The sequence below is a fragment of the Streptomyces sp. NPDC005402 genome (assembly GCF_040606575.1).
Taxonomy (GTDB): domain Bacteria; phylum Actinomycetota; class Actinomycetes; order Streptomycetales; family Streptomycetaceae; genus Streptomyces.
The window spans coordinates 90,585-106,929 of record NZ_JBEXFB010000028.1 but is presented as its reverse complement, the minus strand read 5'-3'; the positions used below and the strand labels follow the sequence as shown (position 1 = coordinate 106,929).

The 16,345-nt window shown below is 71.7% G+C and carries 16 protein-coding genes; 9 read left to right on the top strand and 7 right to left on the bottom strand.

Features of this window, described 5'->3' with window-relative positions:
* Window positions 1-284: 284 nt before the first annotated feature.
* Window positions 285-899: a LytR C-terminal domain-containing protein gene (locus ABZT02_RS38470; RefSeq protein WP_356026343.1), complete on the bottom strand. Its 615-nt coding sequence runs from the start codon at window positions 897-899 to the stop codon at window positions 285-287.
* Window positions 900-1,022: 123 nt separating this feature from the next.
* Window positions 1,023-1,319 (bottom strand): type II toxin-antitoxin system VapB family antitoxin, encoded by a 297-nt coding sequence (locus ABZT02_RS38465; protein ID WP_003999914.1) that lies wholly within the window; start codon window positions 1,317-1,319, stop codon window positions 1,023-1,025.
* Window positions 1,320-1,490: 171 nt separating this feature from the next.
* Between ABZT02_RS38465 and ABZT02_RS38460 the strand changes: the two genes are divergently transcribed.
* On the top strand, window positions 1,491-3,041 hold the full coding sequence (locus tag ABZT02_RS38460; RefSeq protein ID WP_356026341.1) for a helicase HerA-like domain-containing protein: 1,551 nt from the start codon (window positions 1,491-1,493) through the stop codon (window positions 3,039-3,041).
* Between the two features lie 195 nt (window positions 3,042-3,236).
* Here ABZT02_RS38460 and ABZT02_RS38455 read toward each other — a convergent pair whose 3' ends face one another.
* From ABZT02_RS38455 to ABZT02_RS38440, 4 genes are all read right to left on the bottom strand, one after another.
* Window positions 3,237-3,554 (bottom strand): hypothetical protein, encoded by a 318-nt coding sequence (locus ABZT02_RS38455; protein ID WP_356026329.1) that lies wholly within the window; start codon window positions 3,552-3,554, stop codon window positions 3,237-3,239.
* Between the two features lie 711 nt (window positions 3,555-4,265).
* A complete protein-coding gene (locus tag ABZT02_RS38450; RefSeq protein WP_356026326.1) occupies window positions 4,266-4,928 on the bottom strand; it encodes an HdeD family acid-resistance protein in 663 nt (220 codons plus the stop codon).
* Between the two features lie 58 nt (window positions 4,929-4,986).
* Complete coding sequence (locus tag ABZT02_RS38445) at window positions 4,987-5,583, bottom strand: HhH-GPD-type base excision DNA repair protein (RefSeq protein WP_356026324.1); 597 nt, start codon at window positions 5,581-5,583, stop codon at window positions 4,987-4,989.
* A gap of 33 nt (window positions 5,584-5,616) precedes the next feature.
* Window positions 5,617-6,354, bottom strand: a complete 738-nt coding sequence (locus ABZT02_RS38440) for a siderophore-interacting protein (RefSeq protein ID WP_356026321.1) — start codon at window positions 6,352-6,354, stop codon at window positions 5,617-5,619.
* Between the two features lie 78 nt (window positions 6,355-6,432).
* Here ABZT02_RS38440 and ABZT02_RS38435 point away from each other — a divergent pair, with 78 nt between their 5' ends.
* From ABZT02_RS38435 to ABZT02_RS38415, 5 genes are all read left to right on the top strand, one after another.
* Entirely contained in the window at window positions 6,433-8,712 is a 2,280-nt protein-coding gene (locus tag ABZT02_RS38435) for a penicillin acylase family protein (RefSeq protein ID WP_356026319.1), read from the top strand.
* Between the two features lie 8 nt (window positions 8,713-8,720).
* Entirely contained in the window at window positions 8,721-9,332 is a 612-nt protein-coding gene (locus ABZT02_RS38430) for a GNAT family N-acetyltransferase (RefSeq protein ID WP_356026316.1), read from the top strand.
* Window positions 9,322-9,789, top strand: coding sequence for a cupin domain-containing protein (locus ABZT02_RS38425; protein WP_356026314.1), 468 nt, complete (start codon window positions 9,322-9,324; stop codon window positions 9,787-9,789). The genes ABZT02_RS38430 and ABZT02_RS38425 overlap by 11 nt, the downstream gene beginning before the upstream one ends.
* The gene (locus ABZT02_RS38420; RefSeq protein WP_356026311.1) at window positions 9,786-10,538 is read left to right on the top strand and encodes a glucose 1-dehydrogenase; all 753 of its coding nucleotides are present in this window, start codon (window positions 9,786-9,788) and stop codon (window positions 10,536-10,538) included. Before ABZT02_RS38425 ends, ABZT02_RS38420 begins: the two co-directional genes overlap by 4 nt.
* A 123-nt stretch (window positions 10,539-10,661) precedes the next feature.
* On the top strand, window positions 10,662-12,431 hold the full coding sequence (locus tag ABZT02_RS38415; RefSeq protein ID WP_356026309.1) for a copper resistance protein CopC: 1,770 nt from the start codon (window positions 10,662-10,664) through the stop codon (window positions 12,429-12,431).
* Here ABZT02_RS38415 and ABZT02_RS38410 read toward each other — a convergent pair.
* Entirely contained in the window at window positions 12,397-13,239 is an 843-nt protein-coding gene (locus tag ABZT02_RS38410) for a DUF72 domain-containing protein (RefSeq protein ID WP_356026307.1), read from the bottom strand. The two genes, ABZT02_RS38415 and ABZT02_RS38410, sit on opposite strands and share 35 nt — an antisense overlap.
* Before the next feature lie 31 nt (window positions 13,240-13,270).
* Here ABZT02_RS38410 and ABZT02_RS38405 point away from each other — a divergent pair, with 31 nt between their 5' ends.
* The 3 genes from ABZT02_RS38405 to ABZT02_RS38395 all read left to right on the top strand — a co-directional run bounded on the left by ABZT02_RS38405 (window position 13,271) and on the right by ABZT02_RS38395 (window position 15,810).
* A complete protein-coding gene (locus tag ABZT02_RS38405; protein WP_356026304.1) occupies window positions 13,271-14,050 on the top strand; it encodes an SDR family oxidoreductase in 780 nt (259 codons plus the stop codon).
* 772 nt (window positions 14,051-14,822) lie between these two features.
* Complete coding sequence (locus ABZT02_RS38400) at window positions 14,823-15,050, top strand: hypothetical protein (protein ID WP_356026303.1); 228 nt, start codon at window positions 14,823-14,825, stop codon at window positions 15,048-15,050.
* Window positions 15,022-15,810 carry a DUF2637 domain-containing protein gene (locus ABZT02_RS38395; protein ID WP_356026301.1) on the top strand — a complete coding sequence of 263 codons (789 nt, stop codon included), beginning with the start codon at window positions 15,022-15,024 and terminating at the stop codon, window positions 15,808-15,810. The genes ABZT02_RS38400 and ABZT02_RS38395 overlap by 29 nt, the downstream gene beginning before the upstream one ends.
* Window positions 15,811-16,345 lie beyond the last annotated feature (535 nt).

Here is a 16,345-nt window from a genome sequence, read left to right as displayed (position 1 = left end):
GTGGGGGTGGGGGTGGGGGGGGGGGGGGGGGGGGGGGGGGGGGGGTGTCCGTCCTCGGTCCGGCGGCTCGGCTGCTTCAGAGGGGCTCGGTGACGGACGCCGGCCGCTGCGGGCGGGCACCCCCCACCCCGTCCCCTGCGCGCCGTACGCGGCGAACGGTCCGTCCTGCGCACGGTGACTGCAACTCCCCAGGGGCGCGGGGAACTGCGCGACAAGCCCCCACCGGCCTGTACCCGCCCCACAACCTCACCCGGCACCCCCCTAGGCGTCCAAGCCCGGCGCAGCTACCCGCAGTTCTTCTTTGACACCGCGCCCGTCGGCTCGGGCGCACTCAGTGCGGCCAGTGCCTTGTCGGCGGCGGCCTTGGTGCTCAGGGCCTTGAAGCCGGTTCCGATGATCAGGTCGACCTCGGTGCCCTTGCGGGTGTCCGTGCGGGTCTCGGCGGAGGCCAGCTGGGTCGCGAGGACCGGCAGGGAGGTCTTGAGGGCGGACGACGGGCCGAGCAGGATCCCCGTGCCCTTGACCTTCTTGTCGTAGGTCGCCGTCGCGTTGCCCACGTCGCCGATCTTGAAGCCCCGCTTCTTCAGCTCGTCCGCCGTCTCCTTGGCGAGTCCGCCGCGAGCCGTGGCGTTCAGGACGTTCACCGTGATCTGGCCCGGCTTGGGGAGAGGGGCCGCGGAGGGGGAGGCGCCGGCCTTCGTCGTGCAGCCCGACTTGGTGCCGGCCGCGGAGGCCCGGTCACCGCCGCCCGTGAACACGTCGATGAGCTGGAGCGTGCCCCAGCCGACCAGGCTCAGCGCGGCGACGGAGGCCACCACACCGAGCACGAGCCTGCCGCGCCGCCGGGGCCGACGCATCCGGGGGTACTTGTCGCCCGTGATCCGGTACTTACCGCCCATGCCGGGGGGCGTCAGCATGCTCATGGGCGCAGCGTAGTGCGCCCGGGCGGCGATGCCTACTAGATGATCATTGACGGCCGCGCAGGAGAACCCGAAAGGGCCAAACCTTTACAGCGTGGTCACTCAGTCCAGCTCGAGCACACGCGCGTGCAGCACCTGTCGCTGCTGGAGCGCCGCCCGCACCGCGCGGTGGAGGCCGTCCTCCAGGTACAGGTCGCCCTGCCATTTCACGACGTGCGCGAACAGGTCGCCGTAGAACGTCGAGTCCTCGGCGAGCAGGGTCTCCAGGTCGAGTTGGCCCTTGGTCGTCACCAGCTGATCGAGGCGGACCGGGCGCGGTGCGACGTCCGCCCACTGCCGGGTGCTTTCCCGGCCGTGGTCGGGGTACGGCCGGCCGTTTCCGATGCGCTTGAAGATCACACGGAAAGCCTACCGGTCAAGACCTTCCGGGCGCAGCCATGGCGAGCGAGTGCGACGCTGGAAAAAAAGCCGCGAAACGGTGCGTAACGGGAGCAGGGGTTTGGTATGAGCGAGCGAAAGACCCCGCAGCAGGACGTCACGGGTGCCGCCGCGGCAACCGCCGACCGGTCCATGCCGGAGGCACAGTCCGGCTCCGCCGCGCTGCCCCGGGAGGCCCTGGAGATCGCCTCCGGCTACGCCTTCACCGGGCCCGCGCTCGATCTCGGCGCGCTGCTGTGGGACGGCGTCTGCCTCCCGGACGCGCAGGTCAAAATCCCCCTGCCGATGCTCAACCGGCACGGGCTCGTCGCCGGCGCCACCGGCACCGGCAAGACCAAGACGCTCCAGCTGATCGCCGAGCAGTTGTCGGCGCAGGGGGTGCCCGTCTTCCTCGCCGACATCAAGGGCGATGTGTCGGGGATCTCCGAGCCGGGCGTGCGGAACGAGAAGGTGCAGGCCAGGGCCGCGGACGTGCACCAGCGGTGGGAGGCCACCGGATTTCCCGCGGAGTTCTACGCCCTCGGCGGCATCGGGCACGGCATTCCGGTCCGGGCCACCGTCACCAGCTTCGGGCCGCTGCTCCTCGCCAAGGTGCTCCAGCTCAACCAGACCCAGGAGCAGTCCCTCGGCCTGATCTTCCACTACGCCGACCAGAAGGGGCTGGAACTGGTCGACCTCAAGGACCTGCGGGCCGTCGTCGCCTTCCTCACCTCCGACGAGGGCAAGGGTGAGCTGAAGGGCATCGGCGGTCTGAGCACGGCCACGGCGGGAGTGATCCTGCGCTCCCTCACGGCCTTCGAGGCGGAGGGCATGGCCGACTTCTTCGGGGAGCCGGAGTTCGACACCGCCGAGCTGCTGCGCACCGCGGACGACGGGCGCGGGCTCGTGTCCGTCCTGGAGCTGGCCGCCGTACAGGACCGGCCGCGGCTCTTCTCGACCTTCCTGATGTGGCTGCTCGCCGATCTCTTCCACGATCTGCCGGAGGTCGGGGACGTCGACAAGCCGAAGCTCGTCTTCTTCTTCGACGAGGCGCATCTGCTCTTCAACGGGGCCTCGAAGGCGTTCCTCGACGCCCTCACGCAGACCGTGCGGCTGATTCGCTCGAAAGGAGTCGGCGTCTTCTTCGTCACCCAGACCGCGAAGGACGTACCCGCCGACGTCCTCGCCCAGCTCGGCAACCGGGTCCAGCACGCGCTGCGGGCTTTCACACCGGACGACCAGAAGGCGTTGAAGGCGACCGTGCGGACCTTCCCCGACTCCGCGTACGACTTGGAGGAGCTGCTCACCGGCCTGGGGACGGGGGAGGCCGTGGTGACGGTGCTGAGCGAGAAGGGGGCTCCCACGCCCGTCGCCGCGACCCGCCTGCGCGCCCCCGAGTCCCTGATGGGACCCGTCGACGCCGGTGCGCTGGACTCGGCGGTCGAGTCGTCCTCGCTGTACGGGCGTTACGCACAGGCTGTGGACAGGGAGTCGGCTTACGAGAAGCTGGACTCCCGCGGTGCCAAGGGTCCGGACGAGATGAAGGCCCCGCCGCCCCCGTCCTCGCGCAAGGAGGACCCCTCCGTCGTCGAACAGGTCGTCGGCAGCGGCATGTTCAAGTCGCTCGCGCGGTCGCTGGGCACGCAGATCGGGCGGGAGATCACCCGCTCGGTCTTCGGTACGGCCCGGAGGAGGCGGCGGTAGCTCCACCTGCCCCCTCCGGAGGATCAGCCGCGCTTCTCCTCTCTCACCGGCGGCTGCTTGTTCGTGCTCTGCGGTTTCGGCGCACTGCGTGCGGCCTCCGCGCGCAGCAGGGCGCGCAGGACTGCGTACGGGTCGGTGGGCATGACGGTGTTCCTCGCGTGAGTGCTGAAGCGGGCCTGGGGGAAGCGGGCTCTGTCAGCAGCGCAGGATCACGGAACGCAGGGCGGGCAGCGTGTACGGCGGCCGCGGGGGCGCCGGGAGGGGACGGTCCGCCGGCACACCGGGAACCCCCTCCGGCCACGGAACGGGCCGCAGAGGTACGGCCACACGGTGAACGGCCCTGGCCGGTGGCCGCAGGGCCGTGTCGAGGACGTCGTACTCGACGAGCTCCCCGGCCGGGACGGGCGGCATTGCATGCGCCTCGACATGCGCGCCGGGAACCACCAACGCGAGCAGCAGCACGAGCGCCCGCAGCCACTCACGGCTGCGCGGGGGACGTCGTACGGAACTCACACAGGTCGTCTCCCCGTCCGGCACGCGCGGTTCATCACTTCGGCCGCGCAATTCACCCGACCGCAGCAGCGTGCGTGCGCGGCGGGCGCCTACCGGTGGTGCGGTGCGGGCGTGGGTGGGGGCGGGGGCGGCGATGGTCGGGTGACGCCTGTCGGTTCCCGCCTGGCACGCGCGGGGCCGCGACTCGGTCGCGGCGGTGCAGATACCGGTGGTGGGGCGTGACGGTGGGAGAGGGCGTCGGGGGGGTGGCGCCTGCTGGTCGCCGTCCGGCGGATGTCGCTCGTCGCCCGGGGCGGTGGTGGGGTGACGCCTGTCGGTCCGGCCTGCCACGCGTGGGGCCGCGACTCGGGCGGTGAAGATGCCGGTGGTGGGTGGCAGCGCCCGTGCCTTGCTGCGTGGCCGCAATCCGTCGCGGCAGGGTGGATGCCGGTGGGTTGTGGCTGCGGGGAGGGAGACATCGGGTGGTACCCCGTCGGTCGCCGCTCATCGGCGTCCGGGATGCAAGCGGTCGGGGGGGCGGTCCGCCTGTCCACGGGGGCGGCGCTGGTGTGCCGAGGTCGTCGGGTGGTGCGGGCGGCGCTCGTGGGTTCCGGTGGTGCGTGCGTGGCCGGGCAAGGTCGACGGGGCTTGCCTGCCGTGAGGGCTTGGCGGAGATCGGGGGCGGTGTCCGCCAGTCGCCGTCCGAGCAGCGCGGGTGCAGCCGCGGCCAGGTCACACCGTGTGCGGTACCTGCCCGGCCCGGGTGCGGATGCTGAGGGCGGTGACGATCTCGACGACTCCCACGACGACCAGCCAGATGCCGCCGACCAGGGTGAGGACGGCGACCGACTCGAAGGGGGAGTCGATCAGCACGATCCCGGCGACGAAGGTGAGCGCTCCGAGGAGGATCTGCCAGCCGCGGGCCGGCATCGAACGGTCGGACGCGGCGGCCAGGGTCTGGGTGATGCCGCGGATCAGCCAGCCGATGCCGATCCACAGGGCGAGCAGCAGGACCGACCGCATCGGGCCGCGCAGACAGAACAGGCCCAGCAGGATCGACAGGGTGCCGCTGACGAAGGCCAGGACGCGCAGGGCGGTCGTCCTGTGCGTGCCGAAGGCCGCGACCAGCTGGAAGACACCGCTGATCAGGAGGTAGACGCCGAAGAGGACACCCGCCGCGAGCAGGGAGGCGCCGGGCCAGACCAGGACCAGGACGCCCAGGATCAGGGAGGCGGCGCCGGTGAGCAGGACGACCTGCCAGGCGGCCCGGGCGAGGGCGTGCAAGGGGCCCTCGAAGGGCGGTTCGGGCGCGTGCGACGAGCTGCCTGGCGGATGGCCCGCGTGGACCTTGCGGTCGTCGAAACGGTCCTCGAAGCGGTCGTCGAACTGGGTCATGTTCCATGCTGGGACCGCCGTGCACCACGCGGCCACTCGGGGCGGGCCACCCGGCTGACTAGGACTTTCCGGCCGCCTTGGCCGCCTTCGCCGCCGCCTTCATCTCCTGCTTGTGCGCGCGGACCTTCGTCAGCGACTCGGGTCCGGTGATGTCGGCGACGGACCGGAAGGACTCCGGCTCGCCGTAGGCGCCCGCGGCCTCCCGCCAGCCCTTCGGCCGGACGCCGAGCTGCTTGCCCAGCAGCGCCAGGAAGATCTGCGCCTTCTGTTTCCCGAACCCCGGCAGCTCCTCCAGGCGGCGCAGCAGCTCGCGGCCGTCGTTGACGCCCTTCCAGACCAGCTCGGCCTCACCGTCGTAGTGCTCGACGAGGTACTGGCACAGCTGCTGGATCCGCTTGGCCATCGAACCGGGGTAGCGGTGTACGGCCGGCTTCTCGGAGAGCAGCGCGATGAAGGCCTCAGGATCCTGGGCCGCGATGTCGTGCGCGTCGAGGTCGCTCGCGCCGAGGCGGTCCGCGATGGTGCGGGGGCCCTTGAACGCCCACTCCATCGGGACCTGCTGGTCCAGCAGCATCCCGACCAGCGCGGCGAGCGGGGAGCGGCCGAGGAGTTCGTCGGCCTCGGAATCCTGGGCGAGGTGAAGGGTGACGTCCATGTCCCCGATCATGCCCCCGTCGGCAGCGCGCCTCTACCGGGAGCCGACGGGCTGGTCCCGCCAGTAGCCGAGCGCGTGCACCCGGTCCTTCGGCACGCCGAGCTCCTTGCGGACGTACGACGACAGGGTCCTCGTCGTCGCCGTGTCGCAGGCGATCCAGACGTACGCGTCCGGGTGGCCCTTCAGCAGGCCGGGCAGGTCCGCCTTCGCCTGGGCGACGAGGTGTGTCCCGGAGTCGAGGCGGAGCACCCGGCGGACCTCGTGGCGGGACGGGTCGGTGCGGAAGGGGAGGTCTTCGTCGCCGCCCTCGAACCAGACCGTCGCGGGGGAGGAGTCCAGGGCGTCGAGAAGGGAGTTGAGGGCGGGCAGGGAGGCCGGGTCGCCGAAGGCGAAGACGTGGGTGGGCTCCGGGTCGGGGCGGTCGAAACCGGTGCCGTGGACGGTGGCCTCGACGGTGTCGCCGGGCTGGGTGGTGCGGGCCCAGTCGCTGGCGACGCCGTCGTGCAGCGCGAACTCCAGGGTGAAGGTGCCCTTCTCGGGGTCCGGGTCGACCAGGGTGTAGGCGCGCTGGTGCGACTTGCCCGCGGCGGAGAACCACAGCCGCACCCACATCGTCGGATGGACGCCGGTGACCGCCAGCATCCCGCCGTCGGTGAGGTGCACCCGCCGGTACGTGCCGGTGACGTCCTCGGCGCCGGTCACGGTGCACAGGAAGTCCTTCGCGCGCAGCAGTCGGAGGACCGCTCCCTCCCAGCCGTGCCCCTGCCCCATGGTTTCCCACCCTTCGCGTACGATTCCCTCACCAGGGAAACTTAGGTAAGCCTAACTTAAATGGAAGCGGGTTCGAGGGTGAGCATCGAGATCTGCCGCGACGCCTGGGGGATCCCCCATCTCCGCGCGGGCAGCGCGCGTGAACTCGCCCGCGCCCAGGGCCGGGTCACCGCCCGCGACCGTGCCTGGCAGCTGGAGGTCGAACGGCACCGCGCGCAGGGCACCTCGGCCGCCTTCCTCGGCGCCGGGGCCCTGTCCTGGGACGTCCTCGCGAGACGGGCCCGCCTGGACGACACCGCGAGACGCTGCTTCGGGGCGCTGGAGAGACGGGACCCGGAGACGGCCGAGTGGATCCGGGCGTACGTCGACGGTGTGAATGAGGAGCTGCCGTCCACCTCGGCCCCGGAGTTCGCCCGCCTCGGCCTCGCCCCCGGGCGCTGGGAGCCCTGGACTCCACTCGGCGTGTGGCTCGCCACGCACATCCTCTTCGCCGGTTTCCCGGCCAAGCTCTGGCGGGACGAGGCGATACGGCACCTGGGCCCGGACGCGGTCGGCCTCTTCGCCGCCGACGGCCCGGGCACCTCCGGCAGCAACGGCTGGCTGGTCGCCGGCGCCCGCACCACCACCGGCCACGCCGTCCTCGCGGGCGACCCGCACCGCTACATCGAGGACCCGGGCGTCTACCAGCAGATCCACCTGGTCTGCCCCGAGTTCGACGTGATCGGCCTCGCCGTCCCCGGCGTGCCGGGCATCGCCCACTTCGGTCACACCGGCACGGTCGCCTGGTCCATCACCAACGCCATGGCCGACTACCAGGACCTCTACCGGGAGCGGCTGCGCCGCACGGGGGCCGGCGTGGAGGCCCTCGGCCCGGACGGCACCTGGCACCGCGCCACCCGGCACACCGAGACCGTCGAGGTGGCGGGCGAGGCCCCGACCGAGATCGAGGTGATCGAGACGGACCGGGGCCCGGTGATCGTGGGGGGCCCGGAAGGACTGGACGCGGGAGTGCCGGAGGAGGACGCGGGCGCCTTCGACGCGTCGCAGGAGCGTGACAGGGAGCCCTTCGGCGGCCGCCGGCCGGGGGACCCGAGCTCCCCCTCCTCGGACACGGATGCCTCCAGCGACCGGCGAACGGCAGGCGCCGACCCGTTCCGCGCACCGCAGGCGTCGGACGGCCTCGCGGACCTGAACTCCGCCGACCTCCAAGCCCCCCGGCCCACCCCGGCCCCCCTCGCCCTCTCCCTGCGCTATCCGCCCCGAGTCACCGAGGACCTCGGCTTCAGCGCCCTCCTCCCCCTCCTCCGCGCCCGCCGTACCGCCGACGTGGGCCGCGCCTTCGACCTGTGGGCCGAGCCGGTCAACGTCGTACAGGCCGCCGACACCGAGGGCGGGCTGCTGCACCGGGTCGCCGGAAGGGTTCCGGTGCGCGCGGAGGCCAACCGGCTCCGGCCCGTCCCCGCCTGGGAGCCGGGGCACGACTGGCGGGGCCGGCACGACACCCCCCGCGCCGGTCTCACCGACGGCATCGCCGTGATGGCCAACCAGCGCGGCCCCGCCGCCCCGCTCGGCGTCGAGTTCGCCCCGCCCCACCGGGCGGACCGCATCACCGCCCTGCTGCGGGAGAAGGCGCGCTGGTCGGCCGCCGACATGCCGCGGATCCACATGGACACCCATCTCGCCTCGGCACAGCCCCTGTTGGATCACATCGAGGCGCTGGACGACCTGAGCCCCGGGGCCATGACCACGAGGGAAACGATTCTCCGCTGGGATCGCCGCATGACCGCGAGCAGCAGGGAGGCCGCCCTGTACGCCGCCGTACGCAGCGCGGTCGTACGACGGCTCGCCGCCCACCCCGCGTTCGCGGCCCTGGCCGACCCGCCCGCCTACCCCGATGTCCTCCTGCCCTGGCTCGGCCTCGTCCCCCGTATCGCCTTCGCGCTCGAACACCTCCTGCGCGCCGAGGAGTTGTACGGCATCGACCGGACCGAGGTCGTGCGCGAGGCCCTGGAAGAAGTGGCCGCCGGGCCGCCGCCGGGCACCTGGGGCGACACCCACCGTCTCGCCCCCTGGCAGGCGCTCCCCGAGAGCACGTGGGACGCGCCCGCCCTCTCCGGCGACCACGACTGCGTGCTGTGCACCTCCGCGGTGCCCGGGTTCACCGATCTCGCCGCGCGCGGCCCGGCCGCCCGTTACGTCTGGGACCTGGCCCGCCGTGAGGACAGCCTCTGGGTGGTCCCGCTGGGCGCCTCCGGACTGCCCGGCTCACCCCATCACCGCGACCAACTCCCCTTGTGGCTCAGGGGAGATCTCGTCCCGGTCGTCACCGACTGGCAGCACCTGACGAAGGAAGACTGAGGAGACCGATGTCCGACACCCCCACCCGTGAAGCGGTCCACACCCGGACAGTGGACGGCTTCGGCACGATCCGCGTCCTGCGTCTCGACCCGCACGCCGACGTCGCGACGGTCCACGCCTGGGTCCGCGAGGAACGCGCCGCGTTCTGGGGCATGAACGGCCTCACACAACAGCAAGTGGCCGAGATCTACGCCCACTTGGACACCCTCGACACCCACCACGCCTATCTGCTGGAGAAGGACGGCGAACCGGCCGGACTCCTGCAGACCTACGATCCGGAGGCCGACCGCGTCAGCGAGTGCTATCCCGTCGAACCCGGCGACATCGGCATCCACCTGCTGCTCCCGCCCCCCGGCCCGCACGGCAACCGTCCCGGCTGGTCGTCGGCGCTGCTGTCCGCCGTGGCCTCGTACGTGCTGCTGGGCCTGGACAAGCGGCGGGTCGTGGTCGACCCCGACGTGCGCAACGAGAAGGCCATCGCCCGCTTCGTGAAGCAGGGCTTCGTCGCCGGAGACGCGGTCGTGCTGCCGGAGATCGACGTCCCCGGCGTGTATCTGCCCGAGAAGCGCGCCCAACTGGCCTTTCTGGCAAGGGAGGTAGCCTTTCCGGGTGACGCCTGACGATTTAGTCGCCCACTACGGCCTGATACCGATCCCCCGCGAGGGCGGACTGTTCCGGCAGACCTGGGCGGGCGAGGAGCGCGCCGACGGACGGCCGCACGGCACGGCGATCGTCGCCCTCCTCACCGCGGACGACTACTCCGCCCTGCACCGCCTGCCCAGCGACGAGATCTGGCACCACTACCTCGGCGACCCCCTGGACCTCCTGCTCCTCGCCCCGGACGGCACGACGGCCACCGCCGTCCTGGGCCCGCACATACGCGAGGGCCAGCATCCCCAGCTGACCGTGCCCGCGGGCACCTGGATGGGGGCCCGCACCCGCGGCGCGTGGACCTTCTTCGGCTGCACCATGGCACCCGGCTTCACCTACGAGGACTACGAGCACGGCGACGCGGCCGACCTGACGGCGCGTTATCCGGCCGAGGCCGCCCGGATCGCGGGACTGTGCCGCCCATGAGACTCCTGGAAGGGCAGGTGGCCCTGGTCACGGGCGCGGGCGGCGGCATCGGACGGGGGATCGCCCTGCGGTTCGCCGAGCAGGGCGCGGCGGTCGCCCTCCATTGCCGTACGGCGGTGTCGGCGGCCCGTGAAGTGGCCTCGCGCCTCGAGGACTCGGGCGCCCGGGCCGTCGTACTGGAGGCGGACCTGCGGGACGAGGACGCGTGCCGGCGGCTGGTGCGGGAGGCCGCCGCGTGGGGCGGGGGACTGACCGCACTGGTCAACAACGCGGGCGTGCAGCCCGTCCACCCCCTGCCCGGGATGACGGCGGCGGACTGGCGGGCGGTCGTCGACACCAACCTCACCAGCGTCTTCGCGAGTACGCAGGCGGCCGCGGAGCTCATGCGCCCGGGCGGGTCGGTGACCCACATCGCGTCCATCGAGGCGGGTCACCCCGCGCCCGGGCACGCCCACTACTCCGCCTCCAAGGCCGCGATCGTGGCGCACGCGCGGGCAGCGGCCCTGGAGTACGGTCCGCACGGCGTCCGCGTGAACACCGTCTCGCCCGGGCTGATCGACCGGGAGGGCCTGGCGGAGGCCTGGCCGGAGGGGGTGGAGCGGTGGGTGCGGAAGGCGGCCCTGGGGCGGCTCGGGCGGCCCGAGGACGTGGCCGACGCGTGCGTGTTCCTCGCCTCCCCGCTCGCGTCCTGGGTCACCGGGCACGACCTGGTGGTGGACGGAGGGATGTCCGCCCGGCCGACATGGTGAGTGCCCGGGGGCTCGCGTGCGTACCTATCGGGAAGACCGCGAGCCCAGGTACGGAGTAGTGACGTGAGGTGTGAGCGTGCAGGCAGCAGCGCAGGCCGGCGAGGGCGAGGACTTCAAGGGCTGGTGCTGCTGGGCACCGTGCTGGTCCTGCTCCTCTTCGGCGGTGCGGGAGCGGCGTCGGCCCACGCGGCCCTCCGGGCCACCGACCCCGGGGACGGAACCGTCCTCAAGTCCGCCCCCCGTGACATCACCCTGACCTTCACCGAGTCCGTCGGCCTGCTCGACGACTCCTTCCGGGTGCTGGACCCCGACGGCAAGCGCCTGAAGGTCGGTGCCGCCGGACACGGGCCGGACGGCTCGGACACGGCCAGGGTCACGCTGCCCGCACGACTCGCCCAGGGCACCTACACGGTGGCCTGGCGGGTGGTCTCGGCCGACAGCCACCCGGTGTCCGGCGCCTTCACCTTCTCCGTCGGCAAACCCTCCCCGGCCACCGTGGTCGTGGACACCGGCCCGACCGAGGACCCGGCCACGGAGAGCCTCTTCAACATGGGCCGCTACCTGGCCTACCTCGCCGTCGCCCTGCTCATCGGCACGGCCGTCTTCCTCACCGCCTGCCGCCCCCCGGAGTGGGCCGGCCTGCACCGGCTCCTGTGGGCGGGCTGGGGCACCCTGCTCGGCTCGACCCTGTTCCTGCTGGTGCTCCGGGCGCCGTACGAATCGGGGGCGGGCCCGGCCTCCGCGTTCTCCCTGAAGGCGTTCGAACGCACCCTGAGCACCCGCCCCGGCGAGGCCCTCCTGGTCCGGCTGGCGCTGCTGCTGGTCGGGTACTTCTTCCTCGTACGACTGCTGCGGCTCGGCGAGTCGCGGTTGTCCCGCCCGTGGCAGGCGGCGGGCGGCGCGCTCGCCGTGGGTCTCGCGCTGACCTGGGCCGCCGCCGAGCACGCGTCCGCCGGGATCCAGGTGCCGGTGGCGATGACGTCCGCGGTGCTGCACGTCCTGGCGATGGCGGTCTGGCTGGGCGGCCTCGCGGCCCTGCTCACCACGCTGCACCGGGCCCCGTCGCAGCTTCCGGCCGCCGTCGTCGCCCGTTTCTCCCGGCTGGCCTTCGCCTCCGTGACCGTCCTGGTCGGCACGGGCGTCTACCAGTCCTGGCGCGGCCTCGGCTCCTGGGACGCCGTCACCGGCACGACGTACGGCCATCTGCTCGTCCTCAAGCTGCTCGCGGTGACGCTGCTGCTGGCGGCGGCGAGGCTGTCGCGGCGGTGGACGGGACGGCTGGTGACGGTCGCCGCCGAGACGCACGCGGAGGCGGAGACGGTCGTACGGGAGAAGGTGCCGGAGCGGGTGGGCGGACCCCCGTCGGCCTCGGCACCGGCACGCGTCACCCCCGGGCCGGCCGCACCGGCCTACCGGCACGGTCTGCGCCGTTCCGTCCTCGCCGAAGTGGCCGTCGGAGTCGTGGTCCTGGTGCTCAGCACCGTGCTGAGCGGCACGCTGCCCGGGCGGGCGCAGGCCGAGGCAGCCGAAGCGGGCCCGGCCACGGGCGGACTGCCCGCCGCGTCCCTCACCGAGGTCCCCTTCGCGGTGGGCGGCGCCACGGGCAAGGTGCAGGTCACCCTCGACCCGGGCCGCACCGGCGACAACTCGGTCCAGGCCATCGTCTACGCGGCCGACGGAGGCCTCGCCACGGTCCCCGAACTCCGGCTGTCCTTCACCCTCCCGGCCAAGAAGATCGGCCCGATCGACGCCGAACTGAAGAACAAGGGCGGCTACTGGGGCACGAACGACCTGACCCTGCCCCTGGCGGGCGACTGGCGGATGAAGGCGACGATCAGGGTCTCCGACGTCGACCAGATCAGCGTGACGAAGACGGTGAGGATCGTGGGCTGAGCAGGTCGGCCATGGTTTCGGCGGCGTGCACGGCGGCCGCCCCGCAGCAGTTGTTGAACAGGACGTGGAGCTCGTCGGTCTCGGCGGCCGCCGCGCGCAACCGCGGGACCCACTCGGCGAGTTCGGCGCTCTCGTAGTCGTACCGGAAACGGTCCTCCTTGCTGCCGCGCCCCCAGGAGTCGCTGCGCCCGTGGAAGCGCACGACGGACAGCCGGGGCGCGGTGACGGGGATGACCGGCGGCAGGGAGGCGGGCAGCTGCTGGGCCATGTCCACCCCGACGGCCGCGAAGTCGTACGTGCCGAGCAGCGCGCGGGTGAGGTCCCGCCGGCCCTCCTCCCACCAGGACGGATGCCGGAACTCCACGTGGACGGGCCACCCGGCGGTGCGTTCAGCGGTCTCCTTCAGGAACCGCTCCGCCCGCGCCCCCGGCCGCAGCCACGGCGGAAACTGGAACAGCACCCCGCCGAGCCGTCCGGCCTCCCGCAACGGCTCGATCCCGGCGGCGAACCGCGCCCACACCTCGTCCAGCGGGACGTCCGCGAGGGCGGCCTGCTTCACCGGATGCCCGGTGAGCGGCGCGTACGCCTTCACGTCGAACACGAACCCGGCGGGCGTGCGCTCCACCCACAGACGGCTGTTGCGCTCGCTGGGCAGGGCGTAGAACGTGCCGTCCACCTCCACCACCGGGAACCGCTCGGCGTAGTACCGCAACCGCCCCTCGGCGTCCCGCCGCCCCGGTGGGTACCAGCCGCTGCGGACGAGCGCGGGATCGGTCCAGGAGCACGTGCCGACGAGAATGCGGGTCATGGGGGACCGGGTACCGACTTAGGGTGCGGGCATGACTTCCCAGGCGTATCTCTCCCAACTCTTCTCGCTGGACGGCCGTGTGGCCCTGGTGACCGGCGGAAGTTCGGGCATCGGCCGGGCGATCGCGGGGGCGTTGGCGCGGGCGGGGGCGAGCGTGGTGATCGTGGCTCGCAGGGAGGCGGAACTGGCCGCCGCGGTCGAGGAGTTGACATCCGACGGCTGCCGGGCCGCCTGGGTGAGCGGAGACCTGAGCACCAGGGAGGGTGTCCGTACGGCGGCGGAGGCGGCCGCCGCTCTGTTCGGCGAGCCGGACATCCTGGTCAACTCCGCGGGGATCAACCTGCGTCCACCGATGACCGAGCTCACCGACGACGTGTGGGACACCACCATGGCGGTCAACCTGGAGGCCCCCTACCTCCTGGGCCAGCGTTTCGGCCCCGGCATGGCCGAGCGCGGCTTCGGCCGGATCGTCCACATCACGTCCCAGCAGGCCCACCGCGCCTTCGTCCACAGCGGTGCCTACGGCGTCTCCAAGGGCGGCCTGGAGTCCCTGGCCCGCTCCCAGGCCGAGGCCTGGTCACCGCACGGAGTCACCTGCAACACCCTCGTCCCCGGCTTCGTCCTGACCCCCCTCAACTCCCGCCTCGCCACCGACCCGGAGCAGGTGGCGTCCCTGGCCGCCCGCACCATGACCGGCCGCAACGGCCTCCCCGACGACTTCGCGGGCGCCGCGGTCTTCCTGGCGAGCGGGGCCTCGGCCTACGTCACGGGTCAGTCGCTCTTCGTGGACGGGGGGTTGTCGGTGCACTGACCGTGCGGCCCGTGCACTCCCTCCGGGGCCCTCCGGTCATCCGCTGGAGCAGCGGGCCGTCCGGTCATCCGCTGGGCGGAGGCCGTCCGTCGGGCAGAACACGGCCTACGTGGCGTTGCAGCCGGACCGCACGGTCGGGGAGGCCGGACAGGCGGATCGGGTCCGCCGTTGACGTAGGAATCCGGGTCGGGCGTGGCGGTGAAGGTGACGGTCGTGGCGACCGGTAACCGCGCGTTGCGCCGGCCCCGGTCGAGTTCGCCGGGGGCGCCTCCTCGCTGTACGTGTCCCACACCGTCGTGTGGCACTGGCGCTACTGCTCGACCCCGACCTGCGGGTGCCCCACCTCGCGGACGGCCTGAGCTGACCCTGAGCGCCGCTCGCAGCGGCGGCGTGCGGGTGGACGACACCATGCGGTGATCCGTCCCCGCACTGCGCTGGTCGCAGCCGCAGCTGTCCAGGGCGATGGACGCTGTCGTGTCCGGCCCAGTGATCGCCGGCACTCTTCATCCAGTTACACCGGCGGCGAATCCTATTTACTCCTAAAGTGGAGTCGAGAAGAAGAATTTATCGACCAATACGGTGCAGGGTTAGATGTGTAGCATAATTGATTGAGAACCCTTTTCTCAGGTTTTCTGCCTTCGTAGCTCACTCTTTTGCCGCACGCCCTGAAGGACGGGGGCCGCGTTATCAAGCCATGACGACATCAAGGACCCATGACCTGCCTCGACGCACCACGAGGACGGATAATATTTCTGCGGTCCGCGATCTGACAGTGGGGAAGTACACTTTCCACCCTGGTGCGGAGTACGCGGCGCTGATGGTGCAGGGCGCGGTGGCCGGGGATGACGTGCAGTTCGAACGTCAGGTCACCGAGCCGCTGCTTCGCGAGTTCCTCGCCCTACTGGAGGAAGTCCAGGAGGAACTCAATTCACGATGGAACGGTCAGGAGAACTCCGGCCGCCGCGGAGAGTGTGACGGGTCGCATTTTCGTGAATCATGACTATGCCGATCCTGCCTTCGCGCAGCGTGACTACTACTCCGACGCGTACTCCTACGGGCCGAGTACCGGCTCGAACGGCGGACATGCCGACAGCGTCCACTCAGGAGTTCCCCTGACCGCACCCGCCGGAGGCTGGGACCCGGTCGAGGAACTCGCCTATCTCCTGCAGGAGGCTGCTCCGGCGGAGCGGACGGCCAGAATCCCGCAACCTCGCAGCGAGCCCGCACCCGGCGGAGCCTGCACCGACCCGTTGGAGAACCTGGCGCAGATCACCGCCCATCTGCCGCCCATCCAACGCTCCTCCGCCGGGCACCGGAAGCTTCACGCCCGCAAAACCCGGCGCAAGTGGTTGCAGACCGGCAGCTTCTTCATCGTCGCGCTCGTCGCCGTGATCGTAGCGATGGTCAGCGTCTTCGGCGGCATGGTTGCCTATAGGCCTCTGCAGAACATCACCTCCGGGACCGGAGGCGCCATGGTCCCGACGTGGCCTCTTCTCGTATACGGCCCCTGGATGGTGGCGTCTCTCTCCATCCTCCGGACTGCCCTGCACCAGCGCCGAGCTGTGCACTCATGGTGCATCGTTCTGCTGTTCTCCTCCGTCGCGATAATGCTGTGCGTGGCGCAGGCAGACAGGACCGTCACCGGAATCGCCGGAGCATGCCTGCCGGCCCTCGCTTCCCTCACCTGCTTCCAGCAACTCGTCCGGCAAATCACGCTGACTCTGCCACCGCGACAGGGCACGCGGCGGCACCGCCGATAAAAGTATTGTCCTCGGCGTACGAGTACCCGTTTCTCTCCCTGAACGTTTTCGGTGTCGCTTGGGATGGCCGACGTCGAGTGAGCTCACCTCGCCGGAGTGATCGGGCCGGCGTGGAGTTCCGCTTTCCGGCACGACTGAGCACCCCGGCTCATCCAGCGAGGCCGTGCCGGTCCGAATACAGTTTCGCTGCCCAGCCGTTACCAATGGTGCTGCCCCGGTGGACCCCTTTGAGCTCCGGCCTCTTCCCTGCCAGGTCGATCACCGGTGTCTGCGCCCTCGGTAAATCGTCCACTGGGGTCTGATGTCGACCGCTGCCGTTCGGTTCATGTTGGGCGTCAGCCGCTGGTGTCAGCCGCTGCACGTGGTCTCGCCAAAGGCTGCCCCGCCCTTGCCCAAGCTCCTGAGGGAATCGGGCGTCTACGCGATCACGGGTTGCGCGCCTGCGGGAGCGGCACGCATGCGCGCCCGTTGCCTGCACGTCTGCTGTACGCCGGTGAGTGCAGCCAGAACTGACAACCACGGAAGTGGAGCAGCG

What these genes read in the sequence shown, in the direction of transcription:
- ABZT02_RS38445 (WP_356026324.1), bottom strand. Translation starts at nt 5,583, where the DNA reads ATGGACGTCACCCTTCACCTCGCCCAGGATTCCGAGGCCGACGAACTC.
- ABZT02_RS38430 (WP_356026316.1), top strand. Translation starts at nt 8,721, where the DNA reads ATGTCCGACACCCCCACCCGTGAAGCGGTCCACACCCGGACAGTGGAC.
- ABZT02_RS38440 (WP_356026321.1), bottom strand. Translation starts at nt 6,354, where the DNA reads ATGGGGCAGGGGCACGGCTGGGAGGGAGCGGTCCTCCGACTGCTGCGC.
- ABZT02_RS38420 (WP_356026311.1), top strand. Translation starts at nt 9,786, where the DNA reads ATGAGACTCCTGGAAGGGCAGGTGGCCCTGGTCACGGGCGCGGGCGGC.
- ABZT02_RS38410 (WP_356026307.1), bottom strand. Translation starts at nt 13,239, where the DNA reads ATGACCCGCATTCTCGTCGGCACGTGCTCCTGGACCGATCCCGCGCTC.
- ABZT02_RS38405 (WP_356026304.1), top strand. Translation starts at nt 13,271, where the DNA reads ATGACTTCCCAGGCGTATCTCTCCCAACTCTTCTCGCTGGACGGCCGT.
- ABZT02_RS38470 (WP_356026343.1), bottom strand. Translation starts at nt 899, where the DNA reads ATGGGCGGTAAGTACCGGATCACGGGCGACAAGTACCCCCGGATGCGT.
- ABZT02_RS38450 (WP_356026326.1), bottom strand. Translation starts at nt 4,928, where the DNA reads ATGACCCAGTTCGACGACCGCTTCGAGGACCGTTTCGACGACCGCAAG.
- ABZT02_RS38460 (WP_356026341.1), top strand. Translation starts at nt 1,491, where the DNA reads ATGCCGGAGGCACAGTCCGGCTCCGCCGCGCTGCCCCGGGAGGCCCTG.